We start from the raw sequence: 11,124 nt of genomic DNA, 5'->3' as shown, positions 1-11,124 counted from the left end.
TCGGTGCGTCCCTGACAGAACCAAGGCACGGACCGATCTGGTGCCATGGGAACACGAGACAAATCGCCTTCGGCAATTTGCTCGGAAGTGGGCATCACAGATACGCTGTGATGCCGCCGTGACAAAGCCCAAAGGGTTTTGCACTTGGCGCGGGGTGGAGCAGCCCGGTAGCTCGTCAGGCTCATAACCTGAAGGCCGCAGGTTCAAATCCTGCCCCCGCAACCACTGATACCGACACTCCCGTGAGCCCTGCTCCGGGAGTTTTGTTTTTTGTAACATTCCCAATGATTTGACGCTCTACCCACTTCAGGATCGTCCCCAATTCCCCATACAGCAGCGCGTCGATCTGGCCACGTTCCGGCCCCGGCGTCAGCACGATCTTCTCGATCAGCATCCTCAAGGCTTCCGCCGCTTGCAGACGCTCCTCCGGCTTGTTCAGCGCTTCCGTCAGTTTTGCGACCTTCTTTGCGTAGATCGCGGAAGCGCTCGGCAGAAGGTCTGGAAGATCCGCCGGAATGTCGGTCAGCAATTCGGTGAGTTCGGCCTTGCGTGCCTCCAGGCCGGTCATCTTTTCTTTCATCGAAGGATGATACATGCCATCGGCGATCGCATCGACGATCTGCTTAATCTGCTTGCCAACCGCTCCCAACTCCGCCTGCCAGACGTCGGCACTGGATCGGCGTCCGCGATTCAGTCGGTTCGTCTCTTCCGCATAGGCGCGCATCGCTTCGGACGCCACCTCCGGCGACATCATCCGGTCCTTGAGGCCCGCAAGCACCCGGTTCTCCAGCTCCTCGCGCGGGATCGTCCGGCTGTTCGTGCAAGAGCCGTTGCTGATATGTTTCGAGCAGGCAAAGCGGTCAGCGCCGCGCAGGGAGTAGGGGCCGCCGCAGCCGCCGCAATAGATCAGACCGGAAAGCAGCGACTTCGGCCGGCGCGTGCCGTTGAGCCGGTTCTTCGTGTGATGCTTGCGTACCGCCTCCGTCACATTGACGTATTTTTCCGAAATCTCACCCTGCCGTGTCCGAACGGCTTGCCAGAGTTCATCATCGACAATGCGCAGGTGTGGTACATCGGTGACGATCCATTCACTTTCCGGGTTCTGGCGTGAAACGCGTTTGCCCGTCGACGGGTTCTTGACGTAACGGAGCCGGTTCCAGATCAGCTTGCCGATATAAAGCTCGTTGTTGAGGATGCCGGTTCCCCGGCTGGCGTGGCCCCGGATCGTCGTATCGTTCCAGAGCTTGCCATCGGGACCGGGAATGCCTTCCTCATTCAGGGTTCTGGCAATCGCCCGCGGCCCGATCCCGGCGGCAAAGTCACGGAGGATGCGTCGAACCACCTCGGCTTGCCGTTCATCGATCTCTCGGTCGCCGCGAACGAGTTCGCCCTTTCCATCCAACTGCTTCACGACCTTGTAGCCGTAACACAGGCCGCCGCCTGACTTTCCATCCTCGACGCGGCCGCGCAGGCCGCGCCGCGTCTTGTCGGCGAGGTCTTTGAGGAAGAGCGCATTCATCGTCCCCTTGAGGCCGACATGCAGTTCGGAAATCTCACCTTCCGCCAACGTGATGATGGGCACGCCGGCAAATTTGAGATGCTTGAACAGGTTGGCCGTATCGGCCTGGTCGCGGCTGATGCGGTCCAGCGCCTCGGCAAGCACAATGTCGAACTGGCCGGCTTGCGCGTCCTGCAAGAGCATCTGGATGCCTGGCCGCAGGATCACGGTGGAGCCGGAAATCGCCGCATCCTTGTAGCAACCAACGACCTTCCAGCCCTCTCGTTTCGCCTGATCACGGCAAATACGGAACTGATCCTCGATCGAAGCTTCGTTCTGATTGTCGGAGGAATAGCGGGCGTAGATCGCAACGCGGGTCATTGGCTGTCCTTTTGCGTCAGGCTGCCTTTTCGAGGCGGCTTGGCCGGATCAGTACATCGGCTGATATTCCAAGGCGATCATGCAATTGCCGGATCATCTCGATGGACAGGCCACGCCTGCGGTTGAGGATTTCCGATGTGCGGTTACGGGTTCCAAAGATCGGTTCGAGATCCTTGCGGCTCAACCCCTGCTGCTCCATCCGGAACTTGATCGCTTCGATCGGGTCCGGCGGATCCATCGGATAATGCTTTGCTTCGTAAACCTCGATCAACGTGGCCAGCACGTCGAGGCGATCACCGTCCGGTGTGCCGCCTTTGGCTCCCCACAGGCGTTCGACCTCGGCAAGTGCTGCGTCATAATCCGCTTCGGTGCGAATGGGTTTCAGGTCAGTCGCCATGCTTCACCTCTGTTACATCGATCCTGTCATATGCCTTGTGCGAGCCGATCCATTTGATCCAGACGATGCCTTTCTCGAAATCGGTCGACACCACGAGGCGATAATCATTGCCCTTGATGTTGAAGACGATGCGCTCGGCGCTGACGATGCTCGCCGTGGCGTAAAGTCGCTTCACATCGGCGGAGCTTGCCCATTCCGCCTTGCTGACTTCATCAAACCAGGCATCAAGCGCCGCCTTTACGGCCGGCTGATCTTTCTGCCCTGCGAGGTTTTCGACAAATTCCCGCAAGGTTCGACGGGCAATGATCCTCATGAAGTAACCCTATCATGATCCCATTCGGGGATCAATGGTGATGTGAAAATATCCCGGCAAGCTATACTTGTGCCGGGACTGGGATAAGTAATCGCTCACGACTCTATGGTCTGCTTTCTGGCTTTATTCGAGCGTCGCTCCAACGCCATTTTCTTTTGAAACTGCTCGCGTGCCATCTGCCGGCCGATCAGGCGGGCGAGGGCCATGATCGCCTCATCGGCTATCCGCATCCGAACCGCTTCCTCTTCCGACGCGTCGGACGGAGGAAGGACGTCGATCCTGATCCTTTCGCGCTGTGGTTTCATGGCGTTCCTGGCTTGTAACGGAGTATTGGCGAAACCATCGAGACTCGATCAGCCCCGAAAGAAAACAGGGGGAGCCGCTCTGTGCGGCAAAGAGAATACTCCGACCTACAAAAGGGATGGTTTCAACGGCGACCGAAAGCGGAAGCCAGCCGGTTCCGCCGGCCTCGACAGAAGTAAGGAGCGCTTCGCGCGCTTTGTCCTGATCGTCTACGGCTGAAGCCTTGCCGATCATGAGGGGAAGCCAAGGGGCGTTGCCCCTTTCTCCCCTCAAACGCCGCCTGCACATGGCAGGGCCGCCCGCTTCTCAGGACGGCGCACAATCATCACCAGCTTCACTTCTTCCAACCCGTCCCGTTCGCCGCGCAGCCCGGCCATGCTCGCCGGCATTTGTCCCCTCCCATCCCCAGGGCTCGCGCCCCCCCGGGAGGCATGTCGGGGACATGCCTCCGGCATTTACGGAGAAAGGATTGGAACAATGGCAAGGACTGCAAAGAAGACGAAGGCCGTCACTGTTGAGACGGTCGAGAATGCGGCGGCGGATGTGGAAATCCACAGCGTCGGAGAAATCGCGGCGGACGTGGTGGCGGGATTGCCCGCGCCAGAACCGGCTCCCGAAACCGTTGCGGAGGCGGTAAGCGTTGCGGCAGAACCCGCAGCGGAAGCCGTGACCGGCAGGGAAATCTTCATTCCCCTCAACAAGCTCAAGCGGTCGCCCCGAAACGCGAGGAAAACCCCTCATAGTGAGGAAACGGTGGAGACCTATGCGGCAAGCATCGCCGCCAAGGGCATCCTACAAAACCTTGTGGTGGAGCCGGAACTTGGCGTCGACGGTAAGGCGACCGGTTTCTATTTCGTCACTATCGGCGAAGGCCGCAGGCTGGCGCAGATGTTGCGGGCGAAGCGCAAGGAAATCAGGAAGACCGAGCTGATCCGTTGCGTCATAGATACGGCGAACGACCCTTTCGAGATCAGCCTTGACGAGAACGTGACGCGTTCGGACCTCTCGAATGCCGATATGGTCGAAGCCTTCCTTCAACTTTCGCAGGATCGCGGATGGAGCGCGGCTGATATCGCCGTCCGCTTCGGCGTGAGTGAGCATGTGGTGAGGCAGCGCCTCAAGCTCGGCGCGGTCAGCCCGAAGTTGATGCAGATTTACCGCGAAGGCGGCTTGAACCTCGAGCAGTTGCAGGCTTTCGCCATTATCGACGACCACGCGCGGCAGGAAGAGGTTTTCGAGAACCTGCACTATAACAGGGAAGCACGGATCATCCGTCGCGAACTGACCGCGAGCAATGTACCGGCCACGGAGCGGCGCGCTATCTTCGTCGGCGCGGAAGCCTACACGGAAGCGGGCGGCACGATCATCCGTGACCTGTTTACCGAAGATCGCGGCGGCTACTATGACGATCCCGCGTTGCTTGATCGCCTTGTTCTCGAAAAGCTGGAAAGCGTCGCCGCCGACATTCAGGCGGAAGGTTGGAAGTGGGTGGAAGCCTATATGGATTTCCCTTACTCCCACGGCTTGCGCCGCGTTTACCCGGAGCCGGTCGGGCTTTCGGATGAAGATGAAGCCGCCTATGCCGCCGCGCAGGAGGAACATGAACGGCTGGCGGAAGAATTGGGCAGCGTTGACGAATATGCCCCGGAAGACGAAGCCCGCTTCATGGAGCTTGAAGCGGAAATGGCGCGGCTGGACGGCAAGAGGCAAGTATACGACCCCGACGAGCTTGCGCGCGGTGGCGTCTTCATATGCCTCAACCATGACGGAACCGCCCGCATCGAACGCGGCTTTATCCGCCCGGAAGACGAGGCACCCGAGCCGGAACCGGAAGAAGACGAGAACGCGAGCGTCGAAACCGTCATTGATGGCGTTCGCATCAATGCGGACGGCGAAGTCATCGAAGACGGGATCGCCCCGGACCCTGATAGCGACGACGAGGAACCGGAAGGAGACGCGGGCCAGCCGGTTTCCGATATTCTCACCCGCGACCTGACCGCGCACCGGACGCTTGGCCTTCGTCTTGCGCTTGGCGAGCAGCCGGAAATTGCCTTGATCGCCGTCACCCATGCGCTGGCCGCGCAGACCTTCTATCGTGACGTCAATGCCCACGCCCTTGAAATCCGCCCGACCAGTGTACAGCTTGGCGGACACGCGGACGGTATCGCGGATACGGCGGCGGCGAAGATGCTGGCGGATCGTCACGCGGGATGGGCTTCCGACATGCCGCAGAACGTGGCGGACCTCTGGGCCTTCATTGCCGGTCTGGACCCCGTGAGCGTCATGGCGCTGTTTGCGCATTGCGCATCGCTGACGGTCAATGCCCTGAAACTGCCTTGGGAGCATCACAAGCGCCGCGCCCATGCGACCGCCGACAAACTGGCGACCGCGCTTGCGCTGGACATGAGCCAGCATTGGACGCCGGCCGTCAGCACCTACCTTGGCCGCGTGACCAAAGCGCACATTCTCGCCGCCGTAGGCGAAGCCCTTGGCGACGAGGTGGCGGAACGGCTTTCGGGCAAGAAGAAGCAGGAGATGGCGGAAGACGCCGAAAACCTTCTTTCCGGAACCGGATGGCTCCCGCCGTTGCTGCGCACCGAGCGGCCCGCATGGCTGGACGCTCCGCAGCAGGCAGAGGCGGAAGCCAAAGCTTTTGCGGAAGCACCGGAACCTACCGCGACTGAAGCGGAAGAGTTTGCCGAGCCGGAAGCCATATCTGCCGAGGATCAGGTGACGGACCCCAATGCACCCGCAGCAGAGGGGCCGGCTGGACCGGAAGGGGAGGCAACCGGCCTGGATGCGGCAGACGCCGAAGATGGCGCGGTCTTCCACGAAGCCGCCGAGTGAACGGCCATGGCCGGAGCCACCCTTGCGGCTCCGGCCTCTTTCCCCATCGCACCGAGGACAGTTTCCGGCCGCGCCGCAATCGGCGCGGCCGGGAACCTCGACCAGATCACAGGAACCACGACAATGAACACCTATGCCGAGCAGCGGGTAATGCTGGCCCGCATGGTCAGGGCGCGGGAGGAAACCCGCAATCACCTCGCCATCGTTGAACGCCAGATCGAAAAGCGCGCCGAGCGCATGACCGTCACCGCCCGCGTCAAGACCCGCCAGTATGGCCGTTCGACCTCCACATGGACCCCCGCCGACGAGCGCCATTATCACGAGGCTGCCGCCGCGCTTCGCTTCGGACGGCGCGGCGAAATCGACGCGCTCACCCGCATGCTGGAACGGCAGGATGCGGCCATCGTCACCTTCCGCGCCCGCTTCCGGGTCAACGGGGATGCCGAGCTCTGGGCCGAACCGGAGGAAATGGCGTCATGACCCGACGATTTGCCCGCACCGAAACCCTGATCCCTGACGATCTTCGCGCTGCACTGATCGCCAATGGCCGTGCCAGCGAGGAACACGAGGATTTCGACCCACGCCCTGTCGTGAAGCTGTTCACGCCGGACGGTTCTGCTACATGGCTGATAACCGAAGCACACGAGGAACCGGATGGGAACATGCGGCTATTCGGCTTGATGGACCTTGGCTTTGGCAGTCCGGAACTTGGCTATGCCATGCTGTCCGAGATCGAGGAGGTTCGCGGCGGGCTTGGCCTGCCGGTCGAACGCGACCTGCATTTCAAGCCCGAATATCGGCTCAGCCATTATGCCAGAATGGCCCGACACGCTGGAACAATCGTCACATGACGCAACGCTCCGGCGTCGGACCCTGATGTGCCGGAGTGGATCGATGCGCAGAACCGGAAGGGAGACCCGGAAATGATTGTGTTCGTCACATTGTCCGTCGTGGTGGTCATCGCCATGTGTTCTCTCGCCTATATGCTGGCGACCTATGCCGTGCCGTTCTTCTTCGCCGTCATGGCAACCCGCTTCGCCTTCGCGACCGGAGCCGGCTATATCGGCGCTGGCATCGTCGGCCTGTTCGCGGGTGTGGGGGCTTACGGCTTCCTTGCCTATCTCCATGCCACGCTGCGCTCACCAGGATTGCGTTTGGCTATCGCACTGTTATTCGCAGTTCCTGCTGCTATTGCGGGCTTCGCTCTGGTGCATGGTGTCGCCCGCGAGGCGGTTCCGTCCGAAGTCTGGCGGAAAATCTTTTCCCTCATTGGCGGCGCATTCGTCGGCCTGTCGGCGCTGGCGCGTTTGCGTGAAGGACCGTAAAGACTGGATTGATTTTCGGGAATCTCGGCAACGAAGCTCGCCGCATCAGCAATCCTGGCATTGCAAGTGCCGCGCCATTGACGCGGCATCTCGCCCAGTAATCCTGACCGTCAGCCGTTGACGGCTTCTTTCAGCGCCTTGGCGGGCTGAAAGACAAGCTTCTTGGACGCCGCGATCTTGATCGTCTCGCCGGTCGAAGGATTGCGGCCGTCGCGTGCGGGCTTGTCCTGCACCTTGAACTTACCGAAACCGTTCAGCGACACTTCTTCACCCTTGGCAGCAGCTTGCGAAATGCCCTTCAGGACATCTTCGACAATGGCCTTGGCCTGGGATTTGGTCAGCTTATGTACTTCGGCAAGGCTATCTGCCAGATCGTTCGTACTAACAGCCATGGATTATCTTCCCTCGTTGATTCGGGGCATCATTTTAGCGCATGCGGCGATTGGCGTCGTCATCGATTGGGTCAGTCGAGCGAATTGAGGAAACTCTGCAGCATTTCGTTGAAGATATGGTGTTGCTGCCAGTGAGGTCCGTGACCGGCATTGGCGAGACGCAACGGGCGCCTCGTCCAAAGATCGCGATACCTTAGCGAGTCGATATAGTCGAGATTAATGACCGGATCGTCGGCACCGTTCACAATCGCCAAAGGGACGCTTGAGGTCGCGACCAGTTCCCGCTGATCGAGCTGCGTTCCCGCCATGACTGCCTCGACCATGAACTGCCGGGCGCGACCATCAGTTCGACGAACGGCTGACGTGTAGAACAGGTCGCGCTCGGCTCCCGGTCCCAGTGCCATGGTTACCACGCCTTCGATCTGTTCGTCCGTAAGTGTAGGGTTGCCCGTATACGCCATCTCAGGATGGGGAAGGAAGCCAAGTTGCGCGCCTTCAGGTCCCGGTGGGATGGGTGGCGTTCCGAAGATCATCACGCCTGAAACGTTGCCTAGTCTCGCAGTCAGATCCAGTGCAATATGCCCGCCGAGCGAATGCCCGAGAATAGCGACCTTGTCGATCTCAAGCTTTGTGAGTACTTCGGCGACCGCTTCAGCATAACCGCCAAAGCAATAAGTGCGTCGAGGATCGATTGCATCGGACGATGCACCATGGCCTGGCAGGTCCAGCGACACCAGCCGCCTTGTTCCGGTCAGTGCCTGTGTCTGAAACAGGAACATCTCCTTGCAGCCGGAATTGCAGTGCAGCATCAAAAGGGGAGTTTTGCTCCCGTTGACGTCGCTGACCGCGATACGTCCGTGTGAAATGTCGACAAAAGTCTGCTCGCTCATGTTTGTCTTCCAGGTTCAGTCTGTAATCCGGAGTGTGCTTCAGACAGCATCTTCACGAGATTATTGCAAGCGATGCCGCGCCAGCCTCGCGATGACCGTTCCATGTGACTTACCCAACAGATCGCTGAAAGTATAATATGGGGGAGCTTTATCGTGCGCACGTCGAGCAATTTGAGGTGATCCACCCAACCAACTGCAGAACCTGTTCTACCACTCTTTCGGTCCGCCCCCCCAATTTGCGAAGGAATACCCACTGCATCGTTTGTGGCGGGCCAAATCCGTACTTGCAAGCGGTCGTCGATACCGCAGCGGCAGTTGGTGTTCAGCAACTCGATCTAACAAGTCCCTACGAGGTATTCGCATCTGCCCGGGATACGCAGGTGGATTTTGTCTGGAAATCCACCTGCGTGTGCGTGCCCCGACTGGACTGTGGGCTCACTCCCAATTCGACCGTGCCGGGCGGCGGCGTAAATCCGTTTCTGACCGACGGGAGACGCTCGACTTCGTCCGGGGACAGGCGAAAATAGCGCGTCTCGTTACTTCGGTCTGCACCGGCTCGCTGGTACTCAGTCAGGCTGCACAACCCGAAATATCGGACGAACTGCCGAAATGGACGGGTTCGAGCTTTTCCCCTCACGCGAGGGAATTGCGGCCGATAGCCAACGCAAATGATCTTTTTCATTCAGCGCTCAGCGAGATTGAAGAAGAACTGAACGTTGGTTTGGACGATGTGAGGTCTGGTTACCTGTGTGCTATATTAACGACGCCTCATTCGTTTGTTGGATTGATATTCCACGTTCAATTGAAGATCGACCTCCTCAAGTTTGAGTAGCGTTTTCGCGATCGCTATAATGACGAGACAAACGAATAATCGTTGCTGTCGATGGCGCGGGCAAGGCTGTCTTTGCTGATGAGCTGGCTGAGGTACTGACGCGAAATGGTCAATCTGTCATTCGAGCAGGATTGATGGATTTCACAACGAACGTGCAACTCGTTGTCGGCACGGTAAGAACAGTCCCAACGGTTTTTTCCTGGATTCTCACAACTACAGTGAGCTTCACAATTATCTGATAAACCCTTTTCGACGAGGCGTGGAGCGCGTTCATCTTGCTCGTTTCGACCATTTAAAGATAAATGTTGAAGCCAGCGTAGAACCGTTAGCAATCCATCCTCCTGGATGAGATATTTCTCCATCGGGACACTGTACACCATCCGGACGCAGAAGTGGATGCTGTCCGAAGCCTTCTTTCGGGTCAGTGCAGGCGCAACGGTCGTATTTCGAACCTCCGGTCTCCAGCGGAGAAGGGGTCGTATGAGTTCGGCTTCAGGATGGGAATTCGCTTCTGGAGCATGTTCAGATTTCCGTGCGATATGCGGGACACAGGCGGGACAGCTCCGTCAAAAGACGGAAGCAAAAGGTCAGCGCTCTATTCGTATCGATCTGAACATCGGAAGAGAGATACCTGAAGGATCGGCAGAAGTCGATCACGATCAAGGCAACTGATTGAGAGAAAGTTAAAAAGGCGTCAACGCTCTCCGTGGCAGGCTTGTGATGTTGATGCCCGATCATAGCTCTGCGAGACTGAACTTGGGACGTGAACTGGGAGAAATCTTCTGACGATGCAGCTCATACAGGTTCAAGACGACGATAGCTGGAAGGCCTACCACTCCATTCGTCGCCGCGTTCTCTACGAACTGCGCGGTCGGTACGATTACGATGAAACACATCCAGACGAGTACCGCGAAGGGCACTTCCCACTTCTCTTCAATCTCGGCGAAAAGCCTGTCGGCACAACTCGCTTGGACACTATGAGTGAAGCCGCTACCATCGGCACCGTGCGGCTTGTTGCCGTCCTACCCCAATACCAAAGAAGGGGCATCGGCAGAGCCATGATGGATGATTTGGAGCGATTTGCCGCTACGAAAGGAATAAGGCAGCTAAACGTATATGCTGCGCAAGATGCGGTCTCATTCTATGAGAAACTCGGCTGGCAACTCATCGATGCCGCCCGGCAAAGCCCTCTGCTCTCGAAAATCATTTTATAAGATTTCGCTCATGAAGAGCGATGGAGACCTTGTGGCACTTGCTCCATAATGCCGGAATTATGTCGCCGCGTCTGCGCTCAGAACACATCGTGCCTGCCATATTTAAGCGGCCCTCTTGCAACAGGACGGATAACATTTTCATGCTGAAATATCGCCCGGCGTTGGCCTCGGATAAGCAAATGATTATCAATCTTCATGTGGCGATGAGCAAAAGCACCTATGCCAATATCCTGCCACGACATTATCTGGAGAACGAACTTCCCTATGAAAAGCAGGAACTTTGGGAGAAACGGTTCGCGGGCCCCAACTGCAACCAACTCATCTTTGTCGCTCTTAGCTCTTCGGAAATTGCAGGGTTCTGCTGCTTTGCTTTCAATGAAGAGAAGGAGCACGGAACCTACCTGCATAATCTATACGTGACGCACGAATACCAGAGGCGTGGCGTGGCGAAATCGCTTCTAAGCCACGCAATCGGAGCCTTCGATAGCACGCGGCGAAGAATGCCAGTTCATTTGCTAGCATTCGCCGAAAACACGAATGCAGTTGACGTGTACGAAAAACTTGATGGCACCGTCATTGAAAAGCGGGTTGTCGAGCGGTCGGGAAATCCTGCGGTTGAGTTGCTGCGATACCAGTGGCCTTCTGCAGAAGTGCTACTTTACAAAATTAATGATCAAACCAGCCGGAAGACCTGATCTCAACCGGCACTGTGTGGGGAAATAACCGTTTACG

Annotated in this window: 13 protein-coding genes and 1 tRNA gene; 7 read left to right on the top strand and 7 right to left on the bottom strand. The window is 58.1% G+C overall.

Annotated elements, in window-relative coordinates:
• Positions 1-148 precede the first annotated feature (148 nt).
• Positions 149-225: transfer RNA gene (locus tag ACFFP0_RS08725), tRNA-Met, on the top strand.
• Here ACFFP0_RS08725 and ACFFP0_RS08720 read toward each other — a convergent pair.
• From ACFFP0_RS08720 to ACFFP0_RS08705, 4 genes are all read right to left on the bottom strand, one after another.
• Positions 182-1,879 carry a recombinase family protein gene (locus tag ACFFP0_RS08720; protein ID WP_377259117.1) on the bottom strand — a complete coding sequence of 566 codons (1,698 nt, stop codon included), beginning with the start codon at positions 1,877-1,879 and terminating at the stop codon, positions 182-184. The two genes, ACFFP0_RS08725 and ACFFP0_RS08720, sit on opposite strands and share 44 nt — an antisense overlap.
• A gap of 16 nt (positions 1,880-1,895) precedes the next feature.
• A complete protein-coding gene (locus tag ACFFP0_RS08715) occupies positions 1,896-2,276 on the bottom strand; it encodes a helix-turn-helix domain-containing protein (protein WP_377259105.1) in 381 nt (126 codons plus the stop codon).
• Positions 2,266-2,589, bottom strand: a complete 324-nt coding sequence (locus tag ACFFP0_RS08710) for a type II toxin-antitoxin system HigB family toxin (protein WP_377259102.1) — start codon at positions 2,587-2,589, stop codon at positions 2,266-2,268. Before ACFFP0_RS08710 ends, ACFFP0_RS08715 begins: the two co-directional genes overlap by 11 nt.
• Before the next feature lie 95 nt (positions 2,590-2,684).
• On the bottom strand, positions 2,685-2,894 hold the full coding sequence (locus tag ACFFP0_RS08705; protein ID WP_377259099.1) for a hypothetical protein: 210 nt from the start codon (positions 2,892-2,894) through the stop codon (positions 2,685-2,687).
• 475 nt (positions 2,895-3,369) lie between these two features.
• Between ACFFP0_RS08705 and ACFFP0_RS08700 the strand changes: the two genes are divergently transcribed.
• The 4 genes from ACFFP0_RS08700 to ACFFP0_RS08685 all read left to right on the top strand — a co-directional run bounded on the left by ACFFP0_RS08700 (position 3,370) and on the right by ACFFP0_RS08685 (position 7,064).
• Positions 3,370-5,739, top strand: coding sequence for a ParB/RepB/Spo0J family partition protein (locus ACFFP0_RS08700; protein ID WP_377259096.1), 2,370 nt, complete (start codon positions 3,370-3,372; stop codon positions 5,737-5,739).
• A gap of 123 nt (positions 5,740-5,862) precedes the next feature.
• Positions 5,863-6,219, top strand: a complete 357-nt coding sequence (locus tag ACFFP0_RS08695; RefSeq protein ID WP_377259093.1) for a hypothetical protein — start codon at positions 5,863-5,865, stop codon at positions 6,217-6,219.
• Positions 6,216-6,590, top strand: a complete 375-nt coding sequence (locus ACFFP0_RS08690; RefSeq protein WP_377259090.1) for a DUF2958 domain-containing protein — start codon at positions 6,216-6,218, stop codon at positions 6,588-6,590. The genes ACFFP0_RS08695 and ACFFP0_RS08690 overlap by 4 nt, the downstream gene beginning before the upstream one ends.
• Before the next feature lie 27 nt (positions 6,591-6,617).
• Positions 6,618-7,064, top strand: coding sequence for a hypothetical protein (locus ACFFP0_RS08685; protein WP_377259087.1), 447 nt, complete (start codon positions 6,618-6,620; stop codon positions 7,062-7,064).
• A 110-nt stretch (positions 7,065-7,174) separates the two neighbouring features.
• Here the strand turns inward: ACFFP0_RS08685 and ACFFP0_RS08680 are convergent, their stop codons facing one another.
• From ACFFP0_RS08680 to ACFFP0_RS08670, 3 genes are all read right to left on the bottom strand, one after another.
• Positions 7,175-7,456 carry an HU family DNA-binding protein gene (locus tag ACFFP0_RS08680; protein WP_377259084.1) on the bottom strand — a complete coding sequence of 94 codons (282 nt, stop codon included), beginning with the start codon at positions 7,454-7,456 and terminating at the stop codon, positions 7,175-7,177.
• A 71-nt stretch (positions 7,457-7,527) separates the two neighbouring features.
• Complete coding sequence (locus tag ACFFP0_RS08675; protein WP_377259081.1) at positions 7,528-8,346, bottom strand: alpha/beta fold hydrolase; 819 nt, start codon at positions 8,344-8,346, stop codon at positions 7,528-7,530.
• A gap of 846 nt (positions 8,347-9,192) precedes the next feature.
• Positions 9,193-9,540 carry a hypothetical protein gene (locus ACFFP0_RS08670; RefSeq protein WP_377259078.1) on the bottom strand — a complete coding sequence of 116 codons (348 nt, stop codon included), beginning with the start codon at positions 9,538-9,540 and terminating at the stop codon, positions 9,193-9,195.
• A gap of 426 nt (positions 9,541-9,966) precedes the next feature.
• On the opposite strand from ACFFP0_RS08670, the gene ACFFP0_RS08665 reads away from it, so the two are divergent.
• Together ACFFP0_RS08665 and ACFFP0_RS08660 are read left to right on the top strand one after the other, a co-directional pair.
• Positions 9,967-10,392 carry a GNAT family N-acetyltransferase gene (locus ACFFP0_RS08665; RefSeq protein WP_377259075.1) on the top strand — a complete coding sequence of 142 codons (426 nt, stop codon included), beginning with the start codon at positions 9,967-9,969 and terminating at the stop codon, positions 10,390-10,392.
• A gap of 140 nt (positions 10,393-10,532) precedes the next feature.
• Positions 10,533-11,087 carry a GNAT family N-acetyltransferase gene (locus ACFFP0_RS08660; RefSeq protein ID WP_377259072.1) on the top strand — a complete coding sequence of 185 codons (555 nt, stop codon included), beginning with the start codon at positions 10,533-10,535 and terminating at the stop codon, positions 11,085-11,087.
• Positions 11,088-11,124: the final 37 nt, after the last annotated feature.

This window comes from Neorhizobium puerariae (assembly GCF_042429745.1).
In the GTDB taxonomy this organism is placed as follows: Bacteria; Pseudomonadota; Alphaproteobacteria; order Rhizobiales; family Rhizobiaceae; genus Neorhizobium; species Neorhizobium puerariae.
The sequence above is the reverse complement of the archived record's forward strand: the minus strand, read 5'-3'. Positions and strand labels throughout refer to the sequence as shown.

Coding starts and splice junctions, on each gene's coding strand:
- ACFFP0_RS08720 (WP_377259117.1), bottom strand. CDS start 1,879: ATGACCCGCGTTGCGATCTACGCCCGCTATTCCTCCGACAATCAGAAC.
- ACFFP0_RS08715 (WP_377259105.1), bottom strand. CDS start 2,276: ATGGCGACTGACCTGAAACCCATTCGCACCGAAGCGGATTATGACGCA.
- ACFFP0_RS08710 (WP_377259102.1), bottom strand. CDS start 2,589: ATGAGGATCATTGCCCGTCGAACCTTGCGGGAATTTGTCGAAAACCTC.
- ACFFP0_RS08705 (WP_377259099.1), bottom strand. CDS start 2,894: ATGAAACCACAGCGCGAAAGGATCAGGATCGACGTCCTTCCTCCGTCC.
- ACFFP0_RS08700 (WP_377259096.1), top strand. CDS start 3,370: ATGGCAAGGACTGCAAAGAAGACGAAGGCCGTCACTGTTGAGACGGTC.
- ACFFP0_RS08695 (WP_377259093.1), top strand. CDS start 5,863: ATGAACACCTATGCCGAGCAGCGGGTAATGCTGGCCCGCATGGTCAGG.
- ACFFP0_RS08690 (WP_377259090.1), top strand. CDS start 6,216: ATGACCCGACGATTTGCCCGCACCGAAACCCTGATCCCTGACGATCTT.
- ACFFP0_RS08680 (WP_377259084.1), bottom strand. CDS start 7,456: ATGGCTGTTAGTACGAACGATCTGGCAGATAGCCTTGCCGAAGTACAT.
- ACFFP0_RS08675 (WP_377259081.1), bottom strand. CDS start 8,346: ATGAGCGAGCAGACTTTTGTCGACATTTCACACGGACGTATCGCGGTC.
- ACFFP0_RS08670 (WP_377259078.1), bottom strand. CDS start 9,540: ATGGAGAAATATCTCATCCAGGAGGATGGATTGCTAACGGTTCTACGC.
- ACFFP0_RS08665 (WP_377259075.1), top strand. CDS start 9,967: ATGCAGCTCATACAGGTTCAAGACGACGATAGCTGGAAGGCCTACCAC.
- ACFFP0_RS08660 (WP_377259072.1), top strand. CDS start 10,533: ATGCTGAAATATCGCCCGGCGTTGGCCTCGGATAAGCAAATGATTATC.